This window comes from Sphingomonas prati (assembly GCF_014643515.1).
Taxonomy (GTDB): Bacteria; Pseudomonadota; Alphaproteobacteria; order Sphingomonadales; family Sphingomonadaceae; genus Sphingomonas_R; species Sphingomonas_R prati.
This window is the reverse complement of sequence record NZ_BMJP01000002.1, coordinates 325,947-346,314: the sequence shown is the minus strand read 5'-3', so window position 1 is coordinate 346,314 and position 20,368 is coordinate 325,947. Positions and strand designations below refer to the sequence as shown.

General features: G+C 68.0%; 22 protein-coding genes. 14 read left to right on the top strand and 8 right to left on the bottom strand.

Annotation, left to right across the window (positions count from 1 at the left end; all coding sequences use genetic code 11):
- Positions 1-118: 118 nt before the first annotated feature.
- Complete coding sequence (locus IEX50_RS09520) at positions 119-1,675, top strand: glycosyltransferase family 39 protein (RefSeq protein ID WP_157176709.1); 1,557 nt, start codon at positions 119-121, stop codon at positions 1,673-1,675.
- A gap of 86 nt (positions 1,676-1,761) precedes the next feature.
- On the opposite strand, the gene IEX50_RS09515 is transcribed toward IEX50_RS09520, so the two are convergent.
- Entirely contained in the window at positions 1,762-2,979 is a 1,218-nt protein-coding gene (locus tag IEX50_RS09515) for an argininosuccinate synthase (RefSeq protein ID WP_157176710.1), read from the bottom strand.
- Positions 2,980-3,113: 134 nt separating this feature from the next.
- Here IEX50_RS09515 and IEX50_RS09510 point away from each other — a divergent pair, with 134 nt between their 5' ends.
- A complete protein-coding gene (locus tag IEX50_RS09510) occupies positions 3,114-3,590 on the top strand; it encodes an EF-hand domain-containing protein (protein WP_184075120.1) in 477 nt (158 codons plus the stop codon).
- Between the two features lie 28 nt (positions 3,591-3,618).
- Positions 3,619-4,056, top strand: coding sequence for an EF-hand domain-containing protein (locus tag IEX50_RS09505; RefSeq protein ID WP_157176712.1), 438 nt, complete (start codon positions 3,619-3,621; stop codon positions 4,054-4,056).
- A gap of 84 nt (positions 4,057-4,140) precedes the next feature.
- On the opposite strand, the gene IEX50_RS09500 is transcribed toward IEX50_RS09505, so the two are convergent.
- The 3 genes from IEX50_RS09500 to IEX50_RS09490 form a co-directional block, all read right to left on the bottom strand.
- A complete protein-coding gene (locus tag IEX50_RS09500; RefSeq protein WP_157176713.1) occupies positions 4,141-5,376 on the bottom strand; it encodes an SAM-dependent methyltransferase in 1,236 nt (411 codons plus the stop codon).
- Positions 5,377-5,573: 197 nt separating this feature from the next.
- Positions 5,574-6,758 carry a dual-specificity RNA methyltransferase RlmN gene (gene rlmN, locus IEX50_RS09495; RefSeq protein ID WP_157176714.1) on the bottom strand — a complete coding sequence of 395 codons (1,185 nt, stop codon included), beginning with the start codon at positions 6,756-6,758 and terminating at the stop codon, positions 5,574-5,576.
- 61 nt (positions 6,759-6,819) lie between these two features.
- Positions 6,820-7,458 (bottom strand): queuosine precursor transporter, encoded by a 639-nt coding sequence (locus tag IEX50_RS09490; RefSeq protein ID WP_157176715.1) that lies wholly within the window; start codon positions 7,456-7,458, stop codon positions 6,820-6,822.
- A gap of 178 nt (positions 7,459-7,636) precedes the next feature.
- On the opposite strand from IEX50_RS09490, the gene IEX50_RS09485 reads away from it, so the two are divergent.
- The 3 genes from IEX50_RS09485 (at position 7,637) to IEX50_RS09480 (ending at position 9,481) form a co-directional block, all read left to right on the top strand.
- Positions 7,637-8,911, top strand: coding sequence for a NupC/NupG family nucleoside CNT transporter (locus tag IEX50_RS09485; protein ID WP_157176848.1), 1,275 nt, complete (start codon positions 7,637-7,639; stop codon positions 8,909-8,911).
- A 65-nt stretch (positions 8,912-8,976) separates the two neighbouring features.
- Positions 8,977-9,108: a hypothetical protein gene (locus tag IEX50_RS17670; protein ID WP_260160608.1), complete on the top strand. Its 132-nt coding sequence runs from the start codon at positions 8,977-8,979 to the stop codon at positions 9,106-9,108.
- Between the two features lie 79 nt (positions 9,109-9,187).
- Complete coding sequence (locus tag IEX50_RS09480) at positions 9,188-9,481, top strand: DUF2218 domain-containing protein (protein WP_157176716.1); 294 nt, start codon at positions 9,188-9,190, stop codon at positions 9,479-9,481.
- 96 nt (positions 9,482-9,577) lie between these two features.
- Here IEX50_RS09480 and IEX50_RS09475 read toward each other — a convergent pair whose 3' ends face one another.
- Positions 9,578-10,447, bottom strand: coding sequence for a 3-hydroxybutyryl-CoA dehydrogenase (locus IEX50_RS09475; RefSeq protein ID WP_157176717.1), 870 nt, complete (start codon positions 10,445-10,447; stop codon positions 9,578-9,580).
- Between the two features lie 203 nt (positions 10,448-10,650).
- On the opposite strand from IEX50_RS09475, the gene sucC reads away from it, so the two are divergent.
- The 4 genes from sucC to IEX50_RS09455 all read left to right on the top strand — a co-directional run bounded on the left by sucC (position 10,651) and on the right by IEX50_RS09455 (position 14,093).
- Positions 10,651-11,850 (top strand): ADP-forming succinate--CoA ligase subunit beta, encoded by a 1,200-nt coding sequence (sucC, locus tag IEX50_RS09470; RefSeq protein ID WP_157176718.1) that lies wholly within the window; start codon positions 10,651-10,653, stop codon positions 11,848-11,850.
- Positions 11,851-12,091: 241 nt separating this feature from the next.
- Positions 12,092-12,841, top strand: a complete 750-nt coding sequence (locus IEX50_RS09465; RefSeq protein WP_157176719.1) for an electron transfer flavoprotein subunit beta/FixA family protein — start codon at positions 12,092-12,094, stop codon at positions 12,839-12,841.
- A complete protein-coding gene (locus tag IEX50_RS09460) occupies positions 12,838-13,767 on the top strand; it encodes an electron transfer flavoprotein subunit alpha/FixB family protein (RefSeq protein ID WP_157176720.1) in 930 nt (309 codons plus the stop codon). The genes IEX50_RS09465 and IEX50_RS09460 overlap by 4 nt, the downstream gene beginning before the upstream one ends.
- Positions 13,768-13,775: 8 nt before the next feature.
- Positions 13,776-14,093 (top strand): DUF1294 domain-containing protein, encoded by a 318-nt coding sequence (locus IEX50_RS09455; protein ID WP_157176721.1) that lies wholly within the window; start codon positions 13,776-13,778, stop codon positions 14,091-14,093.
- Here the strand turns inward: IEX50_RS09455 and IEX50_RS09450 are convergent.
- Both IEX50_RS09450 and IEX50_RS09445 read right to left on the bottom strand, forming a co-directional pair.
- Entirely contained in the window at positions 14,090-15,091 is a 1,002-nt protein-coding gene (locus tag IEX50_RS09450) for a histone deacetylase family protein (protein ID WP_157176722.1), read from the bottom strand. The genes IEX50_RS09455 and IEX50_RS09450 overlap by 4 nt on opposite strands.
- A gap of 44 nt (positions 15,092-15,135) precedes the next feature.
- Entirely contained in the window at positions 15,136-15,735 is a 600-nt protein-coding gene (locus IEX50_RS09445) for an ankyrin repeat domain-containing protein (protein ID WP_229673857.1), read from the bottom strand.
- A gap of 91 nt (positions 15,736-15,826) precedes the next feature.
- On the opposite strand from IEX50_RS09445, the gene IEX50_RS09440 reads away from it, so the two are divergent.
- Genes IEX50_RS09440 through IEX50_RS09425 form a run of 4 tightly spaced genes read left to right on the top strand, consistent with a single transcriptional unit; the run spans position 15,827 to position 18,110 of the window.
- Positions 15,827-16,420, top strand: a complete 594-nt coding sequence (locus IEX50_RS09440; RefSeq protein WP_229673855.1) for an SCO family protein — start codon at positions 15,827-15,829, stop codon at positions 16,418-16,420.
- Positions 16,417-16,860 (top strand): YcgN family cysteine cluster protein, encoded by a 444-nt coding sequence (locus tag IEX50_RS09435; protein ID WP_157176725.1) that lies wholly within the window; start codon positions 16,417-16,419, stop codon positions 16,858-16,860. The genes IEX50_RS09440 and IEX50_RS09435 overlap by 4 nt, the downstream gene beginning before the upstream one ends.
- Positions 16,861-16,882: 22 nt before the next feature.
- Entirely contained in the window at positions 16,883-17,335 is a 453-nt protein-coding gene (locus tag IEX50_RS09430) for a hypothetical protein (protein WP_157176726.1), read from the top strand.
- Positions 17,336-17,393: 58 nt separating this feature from the next.
- On the top strand, positions 17,394-18,110 hold the full coding sequence (locus IEX50_RS09425; protein WP_229673853.1) for a M48 family metallopeptidase: 717 nt from the start codon (positions 17,394-17,396) through the stop codon (positions 18,108-18,110).
- 117 nt (positions 18,111-18,227) lie between these two features.
- On the opposite strand, the gene IEX50_RS09420 is transcribed toward IEX50_RS09425, so the two are convergent.
- Positions 18,228-20,348, bottom strand: coding sequence for a transglycosylase domain-containing protein (locus tag IEX50_RS09420; RefSeq protein WP_157176727.1), 2,121 nt, complete (start codon positions 20,346-20,348; stop codon positions 18,228-18,230).
- Positions 20,349-20,368 lie beyond the last annotated feature (20 nt).

Genomic DNA, 20,368 nt, shown 5'->3' with positions numbered 1-20,368 from the left:
CTCCGGTCGGGGAGAAGGCGCACCGCTACTTCGTCATCCCGGCTTTCGCCGGGATGACGGTTTTGTCTCGATCGGCCCGGTGCTTCCCTTGGGGGCGGGCAGACCGTAAGGGCGGGCGATGGAACAGGCGCGGCTTTCCCGGACGATCGGTATCTTCGGCGCGCTCGGGCTGCTCGCGGTGGCGCTGTATTTCCGGTTTCACGGGTCGCTGGACGAGCCGTTCTGGCTGGACGAGGCGTACAGCGCCTATGCCGCGGGGAAGGGGTTCGATTTTCTTTGGCGTGTCGTGCCGGCGTACGAGACGCACCCGCCCTTCTATTATTCGCTGCTGCGCTGCTGGACTTTGGTGTTCGGCGACAGCCTCGCGGGGTACCGCTCGCTCGGTTATGTCTGCGGCATCGCGGTTCTGCCGGTGATCTGGCGGGCGGCGCACGATGCGGCGCGGCTGGCGCGGCTCGATGCGCCGCGGATCGCGTGGGGTGCGGTGGCCTATGCCGCGGTGTCGATCATGCTGGTCGCGATGACGCGCGAGGTACGGCCCTATCCGGTGATGATCCTGGTCTATGCCGGGACGTTGTGGGCGCTCATCCGGCTGGGCGCGGCGGCGGAGCGCGGGCGCAGCATCGCGGTTGGGCCGTATGCCGGCTATCTCGTCGGGCTGGCGTTGATGCTGTGGCTGCACAATCTGGGTGCGCTGTACGCCGCCGCGCTCGGGGTCGCGTTCCTTGCACTAGTGGTGCGTCCGGGGCTGACGGGGCGCGACTGGGCGCGGATCGTCGGCGGGCATGCGCTGGTCGCGCTGGTCTGGGCGCCGGCGGTGGCGATCCTGGCGGATCAGGCACCGACCTGGGTGTCGGCGACCTGGCTGACCTTTTCGTGGGACACCGTGCCGACCAGGCTGGCTATTCTGTATGCCGCGCCCGGCCTAGCGCCCGGCATTGCGTTGTTCGTGCTGGCGGGACTGGCGATCTGGCGGCTGGCGGACGGGGCGCCGCGGCGGCGGCTGGCGGCGGCGCTGTTCGCACTTGCGCTGGTGCCGCCCGCGTTGTCGATCGCGCTGTCCGCGCTGGTCGCGCCAGTGTTCATTGTACGGACCATGACGCCGGTCGCGGTGCCAGCGGTGCTGCTGCTGTCGATCGGGACGCTGGGCTGGACGGTCGGGTGGCGGCGCTGGGCCGGCGCGGGGGCCGGAGTGTTCGTGGCGTTCCACATGGTGGCGAACGATTTAATCGAGCGCGCGCGTGTCGGCGGGCAGCAGCATTGGTACGGCGTCGTCCAGTTCCTGGCCCCGCGCTGGCGGCCGGGCGACGTGCTGCTCGCCTATCCCAACGAAGGGGCGCTGCCGATGGTGTTCGCGTTGCGCGACCTGCGTGTGCCGATCGCGGTGCGGCCGGTGCCGACGCCGGTGCCGTCGATCGGCGTCGGCGGGTGGTATCCGACCGGCAGTCGGGGTGTCGTCTCGCTGCCGCGCGACCGGTTGCGGGCCATCGCGCGCGAGTCGGGGGTGCAGGCGGCACCGACCATCTGGCTGCTGCGGCTGGGGCCGCGGGCCTATGACAAGGGCGACATGTTCCTGCAGGAACTGGCGGTCGGGCGGCGGCCGGTGGCGCGGTTGTACTGGAACCCGATCGACCTGATCGCGCTGCGGCGGGTCGGCGCGACAGAGCGGCGGTGATGCGTGCCCCGGCGAAGGCCGGGGCCTAGGTGAAGCGGTTGCGTCTAGGCCCCGGCCTGCGCCGGGGCACGTTCTGGCGTCGCGCCTTACAGCCCGTCGCGGCGGCCGAGGAGGCGGAGGCGGAGGGCGTTGAGCTTGATGAAGCCCGCCGCGTCGCGCTGGTCGTAGGCGCCGGCGTCGTCCTCGAACGTCACGACCTTTTCGCTGTAGAGCGAATAGGGCGAGCGGCGGCCGGTGACGAAGACGCTGCCCTTGAACAGCTTCAGCCGGACGGTGCCGGACACCTTGTGCTGGCTATGGTCGATCGCGGCCTGGAGCATTTCGCGTTCCGGGCTGAACCAGAGACCGTTGTAGATCAGTTCGGCGTAGCGCGGGGCGAGTTCGTCCTTCAGGTGCATCGCGCCGCGATCGAGCGTGATCTGCTCGATCCCGCGGTGGGCGAGGTGATAGATCGTACCGCCGGGCGTTTCGTACATCCCGCGGCTCTTCATGCCGACGAAGCGGTTTTCGACCAGATCGAGCCGGCCGATGCCGTGGCGCTTGCCGAGTTCGTTGAGCTTGGCGAGCAAAGTGGCGGGGGAGAGCCCCTCGCCGTTCACCGCCACCGCGTCGCCGCGTTCGAAATCGATCGTAATCTCCTCCGGCACGTCGGGGGCGGTCACGGGGTCGTCGGTGCGCGAGTAGACATAGTCCGGGACCTCGTCCCACGGATCCTCGAGCACTTTGCCCTCGGACGAGGTGTGCAGGAGGTTCGCGTCGGTCGAGAAGGGCGATTCGCCGCGCTTGTCCTTGGGCACCGGGATCTGGTGCTGTTCGGCATATTCGATCAGGCGCGTGCGGCTGGTCAGGTCCCATTCGCGCCACGGCGCAATGACGCGGATGTCGGGGGCGAGCGCGTAATAGCCCAGTTCGAACCGGACCTGGTCGTTGCCCTTGCCGGTGGCGCCGTGGCTGACCGCGTCGGCGCCGACCTGCCGCGCGATCTCGATCTGGCGCTTGGCGATCAGCGGCCGGGCGATCGACGTGCCAAGCAGGTAGAGCCCCTCGTACAGCGCGTTCGAGCGCATCATCGGCATGACGTAATCACGCACGAATTCCTCGCGCAGATCGTCGATGAAGATATATTCGGGGCGCACCCCCATCAGCTCCGCCTTGGCGCGGGCGGGCTCCAGTTCCTCGCCCTGGCCGAGGTCGGCGGTGAAGGTCACCACCTCGCACTGATATTCGGTGGCGAGCCATTTCAGGATCACGCTGGTGTCGAGGCCGCCCGAATAGGCAAGCACAACCCGCTTCACGTCCGACATGTCCGTCCCTTCAACCCGTAAATTCGCGCGCGCCTTGCCATCCGGGGCCCGCGCATTCAAGCGCCATACAGCGAGGGCGCGCCATGGGGCGTACCCGTACGACCGTGACCCGACCGTTGCGAGAAGGAAAACCGATGCGTCCGATAGCCCTGATGCTGCCCGTCCTCATCACCCTGGCCGCCGCGCCCGCTTTGTCCGCGCCCGCGGCCAAGCCCGTGAAGGGCACCGGCGACGTGACCCGCGCGCAGATGCAGGCGGAGGTCGACGGCGTGTTCAAGCTGGCCGACACCAACAAGGACGGTTTTATGAGCCGCGCGGAATTCGGCAAGCGGATGGGCGTGGTGTTGAACCGCACGCCGCCCGGCACGAAGAATGCGCCGACCGCGAAGGAGGCGCAGGACATGCTGAACGCCGCCAACGCCGCGTTCAAGGCGGTCGACACCAATGCCGACGGCAAGCTGAGCCCGGCGGAGGCATCGCGCCGCCCGCTGCGCGCGTTCGACATGGTCGATGCCAATCATGACGGCATCCTGACGGTGGCGGAGAAGATCGCCGCGCGGAAGCCGGGCGCCGGCGCGATCCCGGATCGCAAGCTGGCCCCCGGTCGTTGAGCCAACCTGAAACGAACGGAGCGATGCGATGCGGATAATGATGACGATCATGGCGCTGGGGACCGGCGCGGCCGCGTTCGCGCAAGCGCCCACTGGGCCGGCGCGCGGGCCGGACTTCATGCCGCGCGCCGCGGCGGAGGAGCGCGCGACCGGGCTCAGCCGCATGCTGGACGCCGACCGCGACGGCGTGGTCAGCCGGGCGGAGGTCGATGCGTGGGCGACGAAGAACAGCGTGCCGCCCGCGATGGTGGACGCGATGTTCAGCGATGCCGACACGAACCGCGACGGGCGCATCACGTTGGCCGAGCAGAAGGCCGATGCGCTGCGCAGCTTCGACGAGGCCGATACCGACCATGACGGGCGGATGACGGGCGCGGAGCGTGCCGCGGCGGAGGCGAAGTATTCCGCCGAACCGGAGGCGGCTGCGACGCCTGCGCCGTTGCCGGTTCCGGTGCGGAAGCGCTGAGTTGTTGCGTTCCCCGGCGGAGGCCGGGGCCTGGGTGGTGGTGTTTCACCTAGGCCCCGGCCTCCGCCGGGGAACGTGTGTCGGTCAGCCCTTGGCGCGGAGGTCCTGTTCGGCCGGCGCGATGTAGTCGCGGGTCAACGGCAGGGCCCAGCGGCTGCGGGTGTACTGGATCTGGTAGTTGCACATGCCACCGTGGCGGAACGCGCTCATCGCGCCGGCGAGGTAGAAGGTCCACATGCGGTAGAAGCGCGCGTCGAACATCGCCTCGATCTCCGCCTTGTGCTTGACGCAGCGGTCGTACCAGTGGCGGATGGTGAGCGCGTAGTGGACGCGGAGCGTTTCGACGTCGGTCGAGATCAGCCGCTGCGATTCGCTGGCGGCGACGATCTCCGACAGCGCGGGGTTGTAGCCGCCGGGAAAGATGTAGCGCGCGGTGAAGGCGTCGGTCTGGCCCGGGCCGCCCATCCGGCCGATCGTGTGGAGCAGCATGACGCCGTCCTCCACCATCAGCGAGCGGCATTTGGCAAAAAAGGTGCGGTAGTTCGGCACGCCGACATGTTCGAACATGCCGACCGACACGATCCGGTCGAACGTGCCGCTGAGTTCGCGGTAGTCGATCAGTTCGAACTTCACGCGGTCCGCGACGCCGGCTTCCTCCGCGCGGCGGCGGGCGGTCTTAAGCTGTTCTTCCGACAGGGTGATGCCGAGCACGTCCACGTCGGCGACGCGGTTCAGGTAGAGCGCCATGCCGCCCCAGCCGCAGCCGATGTCGAGCACGCGCTGGCCGGGTTTCAGGTTCAGCTTGGCGGCGATGTGTGCCTTTTTGTCGAGCTGCGCCTGTTCCAGGCTGTTGTCCGGATCGGTGAAGTAGGCGCAGCTATATTGCCGGTCGACGTCGAGGAACAGGTCGTAGAGCCGGTCGCCGATGTCGTAGTGATGGGCGACGTTCTGCTTCGACTTGCCGATCTTGTTGATGGAGTCGAGCCGCGTCGCGATGGTGCCGGCGATCCGCTTCATCGGGCTGCGCGCGCCGAGCTGGCCGCCGCCGCGTTCCCATTTGCCGTTGGCGCGGATGAGGTCGATCAGGCCGGCGATGTCGCCCTGTTCGATCACCATGCGGCCGTCCATCCAGGCCTCGGCCGCGCCGAGCCGCGGATGGCGCGCGATGTAGTTGCCGACCTTCCGATCGGTGAAGCGCACCACGATCGGCATCCGGTCCGGGTCGGGCGTGCCGTAGTCGTACCGCTTGCCGTCGCCGTCGATGATCGACAGCTGACCCTGTTTCAGCGCCTTGCGCGCGAATTTATCGAACAGCCACATCTGTGCACGCCCCGTTGATTCGAGGGGGTATTGCCAGCGTGGTCAGTTGGCGTCGATGCAAAAACCGTCAGCGCCTGTGTCCCCCCTCTCCCCAACCCTCCCCCCGGTGGGGGGAGGGGGCCGGTTGTGTCCAGGGAAAGCCCTCTCCCCTCGGGGAGAGGGTTGGGAGAGGGGTGACACGCGTGCCGCCCTTTATGTCAGCCCAGCGCCGCCTGCTTCTCGTCCGCGAGCTGGTCGAGCTCGGCGCGGCTCTTCTTTTCCGATGCCGACTTCAGCTGGCCGCACGCGGCCATGATGTCGCGGCCGCGGGGGGTGCGGACGGGGGCGCTGATGCCGGCTTCGAACACAATGTTGGAGAAGCGCTTGATCCGTTCCGGGTCGGAACATTCGTAGTTCGCGCCGGGCCAGGGGTTGAACGGAATCAGGTTCACCTTGGCCGGCAGGTCGTATTTCTTCAGCAGGCGGACCAGTTCGTAGGCGTCGGCGTCGCTGTCGTTCTTGTCCTTCAGCATCACATATTCGAACGTGATGCGACGCGCATTGTTGGCACCGGGATAGTCGGCGCAGGCCTGGAGCAGCTCCTCGATCCCATATTTGCGGTTGAGCGGGACGATCTCGTCGCGGACGTCCTTGGTCACCGCGTGGAGCGAGACGGCAAGGTTGACGCCGATCTCCGCCCCGGCACGTGCCATCATCGGCACGACGCCGCTGGTGCTGAGCGTGATGCGGCGGCGCGACAGGCCGAGGCCCGCGCCGTCCATGACGAGTTTCAGCGCATCGCGGACATTGTCGAAATTATAGAGCGGCTCGCCCATCCCCATCATGACGATGTTGGTCAGCATGCGCCCCTCGGGCTGGCTCGGCCATTCGCCGAGCGCGTCGCGCGCCAGCATGACCTGTCCGACGATCTCGGCCGGCGTCAGGTTGCGGACCAGCCGCATCGTGCCGGTGAAGCAGAAGCGGCAGTTGAGCGTGCAGCCGACCTGGCTGGAGACGCAGAGCGTGCCGCGGTCCGCATCCGGGATGAAGACCATCTCGTAATCCTGGCCGTCGTCGGTGCGGAGCAGCCACTTGCGCGTGCCGTCGCTCGACACCTGCGCCTCGACGACTTCCGGCCGGCTGACGACGAACCGCATGGCGAGCCAGCCGTGCATCGACTTGGCGATGTCGGTCATCAGCGTGAAATCGACGACGCCGCGGTTGTAGATCCAGTGCCACAACTGCTTGGCGCGGAGCTTGGCCTGCTTGGGTTCGAGCTGCGCGGTTTCGAGCGCGACGCGCAGTTCGGCCTGCGACAGGCCGAGCAGGTCGATCCGCCCGTCGGCGCGCGGCACGAGCGCACGGGGGACGGGAACCGGATCGATATGACCGGGGATAGGCATGTGAAGTGTCATGATGCCGCCGATATAGGCGAAAACGGTAGGTTTCGCCAGACGGGCGGCGTTACGCCCGGTCCATCCGGCGGCCGAGTGCCACGAAGAGGTAGATGAGCGGCGGGACCAGCACGATCGATAGCACGACCTTGGCCAGCATCTGCCCGGCGAGCAGCGCGCCGATGTCGCGTTCGCCAAGGAACGAGATCGAGATGAAGAGGAGGGTGTCGATGACCTGCGACGCGGCGCTGGCGATCATCGCGCGGAGCCACAGCAGGCTGCCGGCGCCCGCGGACAGGCGCGAGAAAATGTAGACGTTGAGCGTCTGCGACGTGCCGTAGGCGATGAGGCCGGCGATCATCATGCGCGCGCCCTGTCCGACGACGATCGGGAAGGCGTCGATCGCGGGCGGATACATGCCGGGGTCGGTGGGCAGCGCCAGGACGAGCTGGATCAGCAGCGCGGACATGATGAGCGGCACGAAGCCGTAGCGCACCATCCGGTCGGCGGCGGCGCGGCCGTGCAGTTCGGCGATCGCACTGCCGATCACGACCAGCAGCAGGAAGGCGAAGATGCCGGCCTCCACCGCCAGCGGCCCGAGTGCCACCTGCTTCACGCCCAGGACGCCTGCGATGCAGGTCATGCCGCCGTAGAGGATGGAGAAGGCGAACAGCGACTTTGGAAACGGGGCGGATGGCGGGATCGTCATCGCCGCGGTGCTAACCGGTTTCCATGACCGGCGGAAGCCCGGAGCGTGGGAACTCGCCTGCAACCGCCTGGATTGACAGGGCGCGCCACCACGCCAAAGGCTGTTCGTTCTTCACACGACGTGTATCGTCGTCCGCGATCGACCCCGTGGCCGCCCGAGAAAGCCCCCGACCGACATGATGAAATTCCTGATCGGCCTTGCCGGCATCGCGGTGATCCTGGCGATCGCGGTCCTGCTGTCCTCCAACCGCCGGGCGATCCGGTTGCGCGTGGTGGGCGCGGCGTTCGCGTTGCAGGCCGGGATCGCGGTGCTGGTGCTGTATTCGAGCATCGGCAAGGTGGTGCTGGGCCAGATGTCCGGCGCGGTGGCCAACCTGCTCGGCTATTCGCAGCGCGGCACGGAATTCCTGTTCGGGACGCTTGCCAACCCGGCGATCGGCGGGCGAAGCTTCGCGATCTCCGCGCTGCCGGTGATCATCTTCTTCGCCAGCCTGGTGTCGATCCTCTATTATCTGGGCGTCATGCAATTCGTGGTGCGCTGGATCGGCGGGGCGATCGAGAAGGTGATCGGCGTGTCGAAGGTGGAGTCGCTGTGCGCGGCGGCGAACATCTTCGTCGGGCAGAGCGAATCGCCGCTGGTGATCCGGCCGTATCTGGCGGGGCTGACGCCGCCGCAGCTGTTCACCGTGATGGTTAGCGGGATGGCGGGCGTCGCGGGGACGATCCTGGCGGCCTATGCATCAATGGGGGTGCGGATCGACTATCTGCTGGCGGCCAGTTTCATGGCGGCGCCGGGCGGGATCCTGATGGCCAAGATTATGATGCCCGACGAGATCGCGCCGCCCGCGGGCGAGTTGCCGCTGGGCGACGCCAACGATCCGCAGCGCGAGGAGCATCAGATCGCGATGGCCGAGGCGACGCATGACGAGGAGCGGCCGGCGAACATCATTATGGCCGCCAGCCAGGGCGCGCAGACCGGCGTGCGGCTGGCCGTGGCGGTGGGCGCGATGGTGCTGGCGTTCGTGGCGCTGGTGGCGCTGGCCAACGGGTTGCTGACCGGCGTCGGCATGTGGTTCGGGGTGGAGGCGCTGACGTTCCAGCGACTGCTCGGCTATGTGTTCGCGCCGGTCATGTACCTGCTGGGCGTGCCGTGGAGCGAGGCGGGGATCGCCGGCGGGCTGTTCGGGCAGAAGATCGTGTTGAACGAGTTCGTCGCCTATATCGCGCTGGGCGAGCAGCAGGCGGCGCTGTCGCAGCGGACGGTGGCGATCGTCACGTTTGCGCTGTGCGGGTTCGCCAATTTCAGTTCGATCGCGATCCAGATGGCGGTGACCGGGAGCCTGGCGCCGAACCAGCGGACGATGATCGCGAAGCTGGGGCTGCGCGCGCTGGTCGCCGGGTCGCTCGCCAACCTGATGAGTGCGGCGTTTGCTGGGTTGTTGCTGGCGCCCTAGTCGTAATCCGTAGGGTCACCGATCTGTCACCGCCCGCGGGTATTTGCGGAGTCGGGAGGTGGCCTATGCGAACCGTTCTTCTGATCTTGTCGCTGCTGTGGATCGTGCCGTTGCTCGGGCTGACGATGGCGGCGCTGGCGGCCGGCGTGTCGCGGCGGGCGCGGTCCTTCCTTCATCGGACGCTCGTAACGGGCTGAACCGTTCGGCTGCGGTCTTGATGCGGCGGTTGTGGCGCGCCACGTCGTCGGCGGCAGGGGAACAGTTGAAGGAGCCGTCATGGCCGTCATCACCACCGCGCGCGTCGCGACGCCGAACGCGAGTCGCTATCTGCAGCAATTGTGCAAGCACTGGAGCCACCGGTTCGCGGTGAGCTTTACGCCCGAGGCGGGTGAGGTCGGCTTGCCGGCGGGGCCTTTGACCTTGGTGGCTGAGGCTGATGCGCTGGTGCTGCGCGCGAGCGTGGCGGAGGCGGAGCAGGTCGAGCGGGTGCAGGCGGTGGTCGCGGAGCATCTCGACCGGTTCGCGTTTCGCGAGGGTGGGTTGGTTTATGACTGGCGGGTCGAGGGGTAGGCGTTTCGCGAATCTCGCGGTTCTACCTGCTGCTTGGTCTTCTCGAGCCACTCCCCCTCTCCCAACCCTCTCCCCGTGGGGGAGAGGGCTTTTTGGTTAGCGGGTGGGGACGGGGGTTTCGCCTGAATAGTCGTAGAAGCCGCGACCGGTTTTGCGGCCGAGCCAGCCGGCTTCGACATATTTGACCAACAGGGGTGCGGGGCGGAATTTGGGGTCGCCGGTGCCGTCGTGCAGGACGCGGCAGATGTTGAGGCAGGTGTCGAGGCCGATGAAGTCGGCGAGCGTGAAGGGGCCCATCGGGTGGTTGAGGCCCAGGCTGACCGCTGCGTCGATGTCGGCGATCGTGGCGACGCCCTCACCCAGCGCGAAGCAGGCCTCGTTGATGAACGGCAGCAGGACGCGGTTGACGATGAAACCGGGCGCGTCGTTGGCGTGGACGACGGTCTTGCCGAGCGCTTCGGCATAGGCCTCCACCCGCGCGACGGTGGAGTCGGCGGTGGCGAGGCCGCGAATCAGTTCGATCGGGCGCATCACCGGCACCGGGTTGAAGAAATGAACGCCCATGAAGCGTGCCGGATCGGGCGCCGCCTGTGCCAGCCGCGTGATCGGGATCGACGAGGTGTTGGTCGCCAGGATCGCGTCGGACCCCAGCACCGCACCGACATCGGCAAAGATCTTGCGCTTGATGTCCTCGCGCTCGGTCGCCGCCTCGATCACCAGCGCGGCGTCGGCCATGGCGGCGACGTCGGCCACCGGTTCGATCAGCGCGACCGCGGCCTGCGCGGCGTCGGAGGTCAGTTTTTCCTTCGTCACGAGCCGATCAAGCGCGCGGGCGATGCCGTCGCGGCCCTTGGTGGCGGCCGCCATCGAGACGTCCGACAACAGAACGCGGTAGCCCGCCTGTGCCGAGACCTGCGCGATGCCGGCCCCCATCTGGCCCGCGCCGATTACGCCGATCGTTTCCATGGATCATCCTCACGCTGAACGCCCTGACCGGGCTTTGCACTCGCCCTACCGGCTCGCGCGGCGGCTCGCTAGGGTCATGGCGCGCGCGGCCGGGCCCGCTATGGTGCCGCAGTGCAGCGATTCGGGCGTGGCGGGGTGGCAATCCTTGCCCCGTTATGCTTTAGCCGCGCCAACTTTCCGCTGGACCCAGAGGACGCGATCCCATGAACATCCACGAATATCAGGCCAAGGAACTGCTCGCCAAGTTCGGTGTCGCGATCCCGGCCGGCTATGCCGCGATGACCGTCGACGAAGCCGTCGCCGCCGCCGAACGCCTGCCCGGACCGCTCTATGTCGTGAAGTCGCAGATCCACGCGGGCGGCCGCGGCAAGGGCAAGTTCAAGGAACTCGGCCCCGATGCGAAGGGCGGCGTGCGGCTGTCCAAGACGATCGACGACGTGCGCCAGAACGCGACGGATATGCTGGGCAACACGCTGGTCACGATCCAGACGGGCGATGCGGGCAAGCAGGTCAACCGACTGTACATCACCGACGGTGCCGACATCGCGAAGGAATATTACCTGTCGATGCTGGTCGATCGCGCGACCGGGCGGATCGCCGTCGTCGTGTCGACCGAAGGCGGGATGGACATCGAAGCGGTCGCACACGACACGCCCGAGCTGATCCACAGCATCATCATCGACCCGGTCGAGGGTTTCCAGCCGCATCACGGCCGCGCCGTGGCATTCGCGCTGGGCCTGAAGGGTGATCTCTACAAGCAGGCGATCAAGGTTTCGGGCCAGCTGTACGAGGCGTTCATCGCGTCCGACATGGAAATGCTCGAAGTGAACCCGCTGGTCGAGACCACGGACGGCGCGCTGCTGGTGCTCGACGCCAAGGTGTCGTTCGACGGCAACGCGCTGTACCGCCACAAGGACATCTTCGCGCTGCGCGACGAGTCCGAGGAGGATCCGGCCGAGATCGAAGCCTCGAAGTACGACCTGGCCTACATCAAGCTCGACGGTAACATCGGCTGCATGGTGAACGGCGCGGGCCTGGCCATGGCGACGATGGACATCATCAAGCTGAACGGGGCGTTCCCGGCGAACTTCCTCGACGTCGGCGGCGGCGCATCGAAAGAGAAGGTGACGGCGGCGTTCAAGCTGATCCTGTCCGATCCGGCGGTCGAAGGCATCCTGGTCAACATCTTCGGCGGCATCATGCGCTGCGACATCATCGCCGACGGCATCGTCGCGGCGGCGAAGGAAGTGAACCTGTCGGTGCCGCTGGTCGTGCGGCTCGAGGGCACCAACGTGCAGCAGGGCAAGGACATCCTGGCCAACAGCGGCCTGCCGATCGTCAGCGCCGACGACCTGGGCGACGCCGCGAAGAAGATCGTGGCGCAGGTCAAGCAGGCGGCCTGATCCGTCTGGGGGACTTGTTTGCCCCGGACGTCATATGTGCCCCGGCGGAGGCGGGGCCTGGGTGGAGTCGTTTTATCCAGGCCCCGGTCTGCGCCGGGGCACAACTGTAACGGCGATAGAAGCGTGGGGCGTTTTGACCTGGTCCGCCCCCTTTACGTTTACGTAAAGCGCCTGCTATGGGCCGATCAATCGCGCGGGGCGTTTGAGTCTCCGCCACAGCGTCATGTCGGAGGATAGCGCCATGAAGATCCTGGTGCCCGTGAAGCGGGTGATCGATTATAATGTGAAGCCGCGGGTTAAGGCGGACGGGACGGGCGTCGACCTGGCCAACGTCAAGATGAGCATGAACCCGTTCGACGAGATCGCGGTCGAAGAAGCGATCCGGCTGCGCGAAAAGGGCGCGGCGACCGAGATCGTGGCCGTGTCGATCGGCGTGCAGAAATGCCAGGAGACGCTGCGCACCGCGCTCGCCATGGGTGCGGACCGCGCGATCCTGGTGCTGACCGAGGATGTGGTCGAGCCGCTGGCGGTCGCCAAGATCCTGAAGGCGATCGTGGACGAGGAGCAGCCCGGGCTGGTCATCCTGGGCAAGCAGGCGATCGACGACGACAGCAACCAGACCGGCCAGATGCTGGCGGCGCTGCTCGGCTGGGGCCAGGGCACGTTCGCGTCGAAGGTCGAGGTCGCGGGTGATACCGTGACCGTGACGCGCGAAGTGGATGGCGGCGCCGAGACGGTGAACCTGAAGACGCCGGCGATCGTGACGACCGACCTCCGCCTGAACGAGCCGCGTTATGCGTCGCTGCCGAACATCATGAAGGCGAAGTCGAAGCCGATGGCGACCAAGGCGCCGGCCGATTACGGCGTCAACACCACGCCGCGGCTGACGACGTCGAAGGTGGTCGAACCGGCGAAGCGCGTCGCGGGCATCACGGTGCCTGACGTCGATACGCTGGTGGCGAAGCTCAAGGATATGGGAGTGGCGGCATGAAGACGCTCGTCTGGGTCGAACATGATGGCGCGGCCGTAAAGGACGCGACGTTGTCGGCGGTGACCGCCGCCGGCGAAATGGGCGAGGTCCACCTGCTGGTCGCGGGTCAGGGCGTCGATGCGGTGGCGCAGGCCGCGGCGCAGATCGCCGGCGTGGGCAAGGTGCATGTCGCGGACGACGCGGCTTATGCGCATGCGCTGGCCGAGAATGTCGCGCCGCTGGTGGTCGAGCTGATGGGTCACCACGATGCGTTCGTGGCGCCGTCGACGACCAACGGCAAGAACATCGCGCCGCGCGTGGCGGCCCTGCTGGACGTGTCGCAGATCAGCGACATTCTGTCCGTCGAGGGCGACGGCGTGTTCACGCGGCCGATCTATGCCGGCAACGCGATCGCGACCGTGCAGTCGTCGGACGCCAAGCTGGTCGTGACGGTGCGCGGCACCGCGTTCGCCAAGGCGGCGGCAAGCGGCGGCGCGGGCGTGGTCGAGGCGGTTTCGGCCGGCGGCGACCAGGGTCTGTCGAGCTTCGTCGGATCGGAGATCGCGTCGTCGGATCGGCCGGAGCTGACGTCGGCCAAGATCATCGTGTCGGGCGGACGGGCGCTGGGTTCGGAGGACAAGTTCCACGAGCTGATCGATCCGCTGGCCGACAAGCTGGGCGCGGGCGTGGGCGCATCGCGCGCCGCGGTCGATGCGGGCTATGCGCCGAACGACTACCAGGTCGGGCAGACGGGCAAGATCGTGGCGCCGGAAGTGTATGTCGCGGTCGGGATTTCCGGCGCGATCCAGCATCTGGCGGGCATGAAAGACTCGAAGGTCATCGTCGCAATCAACAAGGACGCGGACGCGCCGATCTTCCAGGTGGCCGATATCGGGCTGGTCGGTGACCTGTTCACGGTGGTGCCGGAGCTGACCGCGAAGCTGTGACGGGGACGATGGCGGGGCTCGTCGGGCTGCTGTCCGGCGTGCCTGTCCGGGTTTTCGCGCTGCTGTTGCTGGTAGTGAACGGTGCAACTCTGCTGCTTTTCCGGCACGATAAGCGATCAGCCTTGGCGGGGGCAAAGCGGGTGTCGGAGCGACGCTTGCTGATGCTGGCAGCGATCGGCGGGACCCCGGCGGCGTTCGCCGCCCGCCGGCTGTTCCGGCACAAGACGCTGAAGCAGCCTTTCTCCAGCCGGTTGGAACGGATTGCCGTGTTGCAGGCGATTGCGGTCAAGTCCGTCGTGCTGTTCGCGCTGCTTTTGGGGGGTTAAAAACCGGAGAGCAGCGTCGCCACGTTCGAGCCGAGTGCGTCGACCGCGTAGCCGCCCTCCATCACGATGACGGTTGGGAGGCCGGTAGCGGCGATGCGGTGGGCCATTGTGGCAAAATCTTCGGTCTTTAGGGCGAAGCCGGAGATCGGGTCGCCTTCGTAGGTATCGGCGCCGAACGACAGGACGAGCAGGTCTGCGCCGCTGGCTGCGATCAGGTCGAGCGACCGGTCGAGCGCCGGAGCGTAGTCCGCCCAGCCGGTGCCGCGCGGCAGGATGATGTTGTGGTTCGCGCCGAGCCCGTCGCCGGCGCCATGTTCGTCTGGATGACCCCAGAAATAGGGGAAGTCGGTGTGCGGATCGGCGTGGATCGACACGAACGTCACGTCGCCGCGATCGTAGAAGATGTCCTGCGTGCCGTTGCCGTGGTGATAGTCGACGTCGAGAATCGCGACACGGCGGCCGGCGCCGACCGCGGCCTGCGCGATGATCGCGGCGTTGTTGAGGAAGCAGTAGCCGCCGGCATAGTCGCGCCCCGCATGATGGCCGGGCGGGCGGCAGAGCGCGAACGCGCTGCGGTCGCCAGCCAGGACATGGTCGAGCGCGGTGAGCGCAGTCTGCGCGCCCCAGTAGGTCGCGTCCCAGGTGCCGGCCCCGATCGGCGTGACCGCATCGGCGGTGTAGCGGCCGAGCAGCGCGTCGATGCGGGTGAGGTCGAGCGGGCGGCGGCCGACGACGGGCCAGGCATAGCCGATCGCATCGCCGGTGCGACCCGCGGCGAGCCAGCGGTCGTGCGCCTCGGTCAGGAACGTCAGATAGGCCGGGTCGTGGACCGCGGCGAGCGGGGCCATGCCGTGATCGGTGGGCGCGACCGTGTCGCCGATCGCACGGAGGATGCCGGTGGCGCGCGCGGGCGTGTCGGCGTGGGCGGCCAGCGCGCCGTTGAAGAATTCATGGACCGGGCGGTGGCCGAACTGGCGATCGTCGAAGACGGTGATCATGGGGCAGGCGTTTCCGGACGGATAAAGGGCGACGGCGGCCGGGGTCAGCGGCGGACGGGGCCCATGACCGGCTTGGCGGCCTTGGCGGGTTTCGCTTCGTCGAGGATCTTGAGCAGAGCGGTGCCGCGGCTGTCCTGCGCGGCATAATCGCGCGCGGTCTTGCCGGCGATGCGATCGGGGCGGGTCGGATCGGCCCCTTGCGCGATCAGCAGGCGGGTGAGCGCCGGATCGCGGGCCTGCACCGCCAGGATGATCGGCGTTTCGCCGCGCGTGTTGATCGCATCGACCGCCGCGCCGTCCGCCAGCAGCGCGCGCGCACCCTCGACATAACCGATCTGGGCGGCGAGCAGCAGCGGGGTGTTCCCCTCCCGATCGCGGATGTCGACGCTGGCACCCTTGGACAGGAGGTAGCCCAGCCAGCCGCTGTCGCGCCGCTTGACGAGGATATGGAGCGCGGCCTCGCCGGTCGTATAGTCCTTGGTGTTGATCATCTGCGAACCCGGCCGCTCGACCGCCTCGGCGACCTTGGGCCCGTCGCGGTCGCGCACCGCCTTCAGGAAGGCGAAGCTGTCGGTGAACTGCGCCGTGGCCGGCGTTGCGACAGTCGTCAGTGCGCAGAGGGCCGCGGTCAAGACTGCCAGCATTCGCTTGTTACCCGTCATCCGCATCCCCAAGTCCCCTGTGATGCCCAAACCCTTGCTCCGACGGCCTTATCAAAGCATGGCTGGCCCCGCCATGAACAACACGCACCTCCTTGCAGCCCCTGTGCTGGCGTTCTGCCTCGTGCTGGGCGGATGCGGGTCGAAGCCGGTGGAGGAAGCGCCGCTGGCCGGCGCGGCGATCGGCGGGGCGTTCGCGCTGACCGATCAGGACGGGCGCGCGGTGACCGACGCCAGCTATGCCGGCAAATATCGCGTCATGTATTTCGGCTACACCTATTGCCCGGACGTCTGCCCGCTCGACGTGCAGCGGCTGATGGCCGGGTATCGGGCGTTTGCGAAGGCGGACCCGGTGCGCGCTACCAAGGTGCAGCCGATCTTCGTCTCGGTCGATCCGGCGCGCGATACGCCGACGGTGGTGAAGCAGTTCGTCGGCGCGTTCGGGGCGCCGCTGGTCGGGCTGACCGGCACCGATGCGCAGATCGCAGCGGTCGCGAAGCGCTATGCCGTGATCTATTCCAAGGAGGCTGGGCCGAAGCCCGACGCGTATCTGATGAACCATAGCCGGATGGCGATGCTGTTCGCGCCGGACGGGAAGCCGGTCGCGTTGCTGCGCGCGGACGAGAGTGCGGATGCGGTGGCGGCCGATCTCGATCGCTGGGTCGTATGACGGACGCCCCGCGCCCGTTCTGGGAAACCGTGCCGCTGACCAAGATGAGCCGGACGCAGTGGGAATCGCTGTGCGACGGCTGCGGCAAATGCTGCATCCACAAGCTGGAGGACGAGGAGACGGGCGAGGTGTTGCCGACCAACGTCGCCTGCCGGTTGCTCGACCGCCGATCGGGGCAGTGCAGCGATTATCGCCGGCGCCACGCGTTCGTGCCGGAATGTGTCCGGCTGACCCCGGCGAAACTGGACCAGCTCGACTGGCTGCCGTCGACCTGCGCGTACAAGCTGATCCGCGACGGGGCGCCGCTGTACGACTGGCATTACCTTATTTCGGGCGACCGTGAGGCGGTGCACCGTGCGGGCGTGTCGGTGCGCGGCTGGACGGTGTCGGAGGACGATGTCGGCGACTTGGAGAACCACATCATCGAGCGCGAACTGTAGCGGCATGACAGGGGCGCGACCGTTGCGACACGGACTGTCGCTGCTGTTGCTGAATGTCGCCGGGACCGCTGCGGGGCAGGGGACGACGTCGGCCGATGCATTGGCGCGGTCGCGGGCGCTGACGGGAGCCGCGACGCCCTGTCCGCGGCAGGGCGTACGATCGGACTCGATCACCGTCTGTGGTCGGCGGACGGAGGAGCTTTACCGGATCCCCGACGTGATCCGGGCGGAGCCGCAGCCGCGCAAGGCCGGCGCTGCGACCGCGTGGGGAACGCGCAATGCGTGGGCGGAGGAGGCGGCGCGGAGCGGGCGTCCGGACAGCAGCAGCCCGGACGGGGCGGGCGGGCAGAGCGGCCTGATGAAGCAGATGCGCCGCGAATGGGAGCTGGAGCGTCAGGCGATTGAAGCACGCCGTGAAACCAAACCCGAACTCGAGCCGCCGCTGCCCGAGCCTGAACTCCAGCCGCAAAGCTAGCGCCGGACTGCGCGAAAAGCCGGTTCGCGGGCGACTTGATCCGTTATAGATCGGCGCGATGAGTCTGTTTTCGCGCCCTGCCCCCAAGTTGCCGTCATTCGGCGATGCGCCGCTGGTCGTGCGGCGGATGGCGCAGTCGAAGGCGTTGCGGCTGCGGGTCGATCCGCGTGACCGGTCGGTGCGGCTGACGATGCCGGCGCGCGGGGCGTTAAAGCCTGCGCTGGCGTGGGTGGAGAGCAAGCGCGACTGGATCGAGGCGCAGCTGGCGGCGATCCCGAGTTGTCCGGCGATCGGTCCGGGGGCGGTGATCCCGTACGAAGACGGCGCGCTGCCGGTCCTGTGGTGCGCCGATGGGCCGCGGACGCCGCGGCGCGATGCGGACGGGTTGCACCTCGGTGGGCCGGAGGAGCTGGTCGCGCGGCGCGTGCTGCGTTGGCTGGCGGCGGAGGCGCGGCGCGTGCTGGATGCGGAGACGCGCGAATATGCGGCGCTGGCGGGGGTCGCGGTGGGCGCGGTCGGGATCGGTGATGCGCGGTCGCGGTGGGGGAGTTGTTCGTCGGGGGGCGACATCCGCTACAGCTGGCGGCTGATCCTGGCGCCGCCCGCGGTGCGGCGCGCGACGGTGGCGCATGAGGTGGCGCACCGCATCCACATGGACCACAGCGCGGCGTTTCATGCGGCGGTGGCGCGGTTGTACGGGCGCGATCCGCGCGTGGAGCGGGAGTGGCTGCGGCGCAATGGGGCGCTGATCCAGGGATATGGGCGGCAGGCTTAGCGTCGTCGTAGGTGCCTAGGTCAGCACCTGTACGAGCGGCTCGATACGCCAGCGCAGGTTCTCGACAGGCTCGGACCAAACGGATCAGGGACGGCATCCGTTTGATACGGTCGCGCGCTAGAACTGTTCGTCGGGGTCCGGGCGGTCGTTGCGGGGCTGGCGTTCGTAGCGTGGCGCGCGTTCGGGGCGGTCGCCGCGGGTGAGGACGCCGTCGAGCCATTGCCTGTCGAGTTCGGGGCCGCGCGGCTCCGGGGCGGGGGCCTGGGGTTCGGAGTCGTCTTCGACCGGTGCGCGGGGCGCGGGGGGAGCGATGTCGACGGGGGCGGTCGGTTCGCCGTTCTCGTCGACGAAATTCTGGTCGGGCTCGCCGAAATAGGCTTCCTCGTCGGGCTCGAGCTGCCATTCGGGCAGCGTCACGTCGGTATTGAAGCCAGGATCGGGACGGTTCGCGACGGCCTGCCGCATGAAGGCGGCGAAGGCGGCGGCAGGAGCGCGGCCACCCTGCAACCCGCCGACCGGCTTGGCGTCGTCGCGGCCCATCCAGACGCCGGTGGTGAGCCCGCTGGAGAAGCCGAGGAACCAGCCGTCCTTGTTGGACGAGGTCGTGCCGGTCTTGCCCGCGACAGGGCGGCCGATCTGCGCCGCACGGCCGGAGCCGGTGTTGACCGCGGTCTGGAGCAGGTCGGTCATCTGCGCCGCGACCTGGGGTGCGACAAGCACGCGGGTGTCGTCGGCGCGATGTTCGTACAGCACCTCTTGCGTGCCTTGCTGCACCACGCGCAGGATGCCGTAGGGCATGACCGCGACGCCGCCGCTGCCGACCGAGGCGAAGGCGCGCGTCATGTCGATCAGCCGGACGTTGGAGGAGCCGAGCACCATGGCGGGGTGGGTGTTGATCGGCGTGGTGATGCCGAACCGGCGGGCCATGTCGGCGACGGTATCGAACCCGACCTGCTGCCCGATCCGCGCGGCGACGGTGTTGATAGAAAAGGCGAACGCGGTGCGCAGGTCGATCTGGCCGGAGAAGCGGCGCGATGCGTTGCGCGGACTCCACCCGTCGATGTTGATCGGCGCATCGACGACCGGGGTGGACGGCGTCATTCCCGATTCGAGCGCGGCGAGATAGACGAACAGCTTGAACGCGGATCCGGGCTGGCGCTCGGCCTGTGTCGCGCGGTTGTAGATCGACGAGACATAGTCCTTTCCGCCGACCATCGCGCGCACCGCGCCGTCGCGGTCGAGCGAGACGAGCGCTGCCTGCAGCCCGGCGGGGGTGTTGGCGCGGATCGCGTTGTCGGCGTCGCGCTGCATGCCGAGGTCGAGCGTGGTGTAGACGTCGATCGGGGCGGTCGTCTCGTCGATCAGGGTGTCGAGCTGCGCCAGTGCCCAGTCGGTGAAGTAGCGCACGCTGTTGCGCTTGGGTTCGGGGGCGAGCTTCACGTCGGCAGGGTCGGTCTCGGCCTGCTCGGCGTAGCTGATCTTGCCGGCGTCGCGCATGACGGACAGCACGACGCGCGCCCGTTCGACCGCGGCCTGTGCGTCGGCGCTGGGGGAGTAGTTGGAGGGTGCCTTGAACAGGCCGGCCAGGATCGCGGCCTCGCCCAGGCTCAACCGCGTGCCGGGGTGGCCGTAGAATTTGCGCGATGCAGCATCGATGCCGTAGGCGCCGCCGCCGAAATAGACGCGGTTGAGGTAGAGTTCGAGGATCTGACGCTTCGAGAATTTCCATTCCATCGCCATCGCCAGGATGATCTCGCGGATCTTGCGGCCGGCGGTGTAGCTGTTGGTCAGGAAGATGTTGCGGGTGATCTGCTGCGTGATGGTCGACGCGCCCTGGAGGCGGCGGCCGGTGCCGCGCCGTTCCCAGGCCGTCTTGGCGGAACGCGCCATGCCGATCGGATCGATGCCGGGATGGCGGTAGAACCGGCGATCCTCCACCGCGACGACCGCGTCCTGCATGACGGACGGGACCTGATCGATCGGGATCCATTCGCCGGGGGCGGGGCCCATGTTGACGATCTGGGTGCCGTCCGCCGCCAGCACGCGGATCGATTGTCCGTTGGGGCTGAGCTTCAGCTCGTCATAGCCGGGCAGCGAGGCGACCGCGATCAGGACCGCGATGAACGTGCCGACCAGGCCGGCGACGCCGATCGCGACCAGCCATTTGACGATGGTCCCGAACCGCTTGCCGCGGCGAGGCTCGGGATTGGCGGCGGGGGAGCTGGGGGAGCGTGCCATCTATGGTCCGTCGGATTAGA

Excerpts from the sequence above, each read along its gene's own strand:
- IEX50_RS09520 (WP_157176709.1), top strand. The coding sequence starts at position 119 with ATGGAACAGGCGCGGCTTTCCCGGACGATCGGTATCTTCGGCGCGCTC.
- IEX50_RS09515 (WP_157176710.1), bottom strand. The coding sequence starts at position 2,979 with ATGTCGGACGTGAAGCGGGTTGTGCTTGCCTATTCGGGCGGCCTCGAC.
- IEX50_RS09510 (WP_184075120.1), top strand. The coding sequence starts at position 3,114 with ATGCGTCCGATAGCCCTGATGCTGCCCGTCCTCATCACCCTGGCCGCC.
- IEX50_RS09505 (WP_157176712.1), top strand. The coding sequence starts at position 3,619 with ATGCGGATAATGATGACGATCATGGCGCTGGGGACCGGCGCGGCCGCG.
- IEX50_RS09500 (WP_157176713.1), bottom strand. The coding sequence starts at position 5,376 with ATGTGGCTGTTCGATAAATTCGCGCGCAAGGCGCTGAAACAGGGTCAG.
- rlmN (WP_157176714.1), bottom strand. The coding sequence starts at position 6,758 with ATGCCTATCCCCGGTCATATCGATCCGGTTCCCGTCCCCCGTGCGCTC.
- IEX50_RS09490 (WP_157176715.1), bottom strand. The coding sequence starts at position 7,458 with ATGACGATCCCGCCATCCGCCCCGTTTCCAAAGTCGCTGTTCGCCTTC.
- IEX50_RS09485 (WP_157176848.1), top strand. The coding sequence starts at position 7,637 with ATGAAATTCCTGATCGGCCTTGCCGGCATCGCGGTGATCCTGGCGATC.
- IEX50_RS17670 (WP_260160608.1), top strand. The coding sequence starts at position 8,977 with ATGCGAACCGTTCTTCTGATCTTGTCGCTGCTGTGGATCGTGCCGTTG.
- IEX50_RS09480 (WP_157176716.1), top strand. The coding sequence starts at position 9,188 with ATGGCCGTCATCACCACCGCGCGCGTCGCGACGCCGAACGCGAGTCGC.
- IEX50_RS09475 (WP_157176717.1), bottom strand. The coding sequence starts at position 10,447 with ATGGAAACGATCGGCGTAATCGGCGCGGGCCAGATGGGGGCCGGCATC.
- sucC (WP_157176718.1), top strand. The coding sequence starts at position 10,651 with ATGAACATCCACGAATATCAGGCCAAGGAACTGCTCGCCAAGTTCGGT.
- IEX50_RS09465 (WP_157176719.1), top strand. The coding sequence starts at position 12,092 with ATGAAGATCCTGGTGCCCGTGAAGCGGGTGATCGATTATAATGTGAAG.
- IEX50_RS09460 (WP_157176720.1), top strand. The coding sequence starts at position 12,838 with ATGAAGACGCTCGTCTGGGTCGAACATGATGGCGCGGCCGTAAAGGAC.
- IEX50_RS09455 (WP_157176721.1), top strand. The coding sequence starts at position 13,776 with ATGGCGGGGCTCGTCGGGCTGCTGTCCGGCGTGCCTGTCCGGGTTTTC.
- IEX50_RS09450 (WP_157176722.1), bottom strand. The coding sequence starts at position 15,091 with ATGATCACCGTCTTCGACGATCGCCAGTTCGGCCACCGCCCGGTCCAT.
- IEX50_RS09445 (WP_229673857.1), bottom strand. The coding sequence starts at position 15,735 with ATGCTGGCAGTCTTGACCGCGGCCCTCTGCGCACTGACGACTGTCGCA.
- IEX50_RS09440 (WP_229673855.1), top strand. The coding sequence starts at position 15,827 with ATGAACAACACGCACCTCCTTGCAGCCCCTGTGCTGGCGTTCTGCCTC.
- IEX50_RS09435 (WP_157176725.1), top strand. The coding sequence starts at position 16,417 with ATGACGGACGCCCCGCGCCCGTTCTGGGAAACCGTGCCGCTGACCAAG.
- IEX50_RS09425 (WP_229673853.1), top strand. The coding sequence starts at position 17,394 with ATGAGTCTGTTTTCGCGCCCTGCCCCCAAGTTGCCGTCATTCGGCGAT.
- IEX50_RS09420 (WP_157176727.1), bottom strand. The coding sequence starts at position 20,348 with ATGGCACGCTCCCCCAGCTCCCCCGCCGCCAATCCCGAGCCTCGCCGC.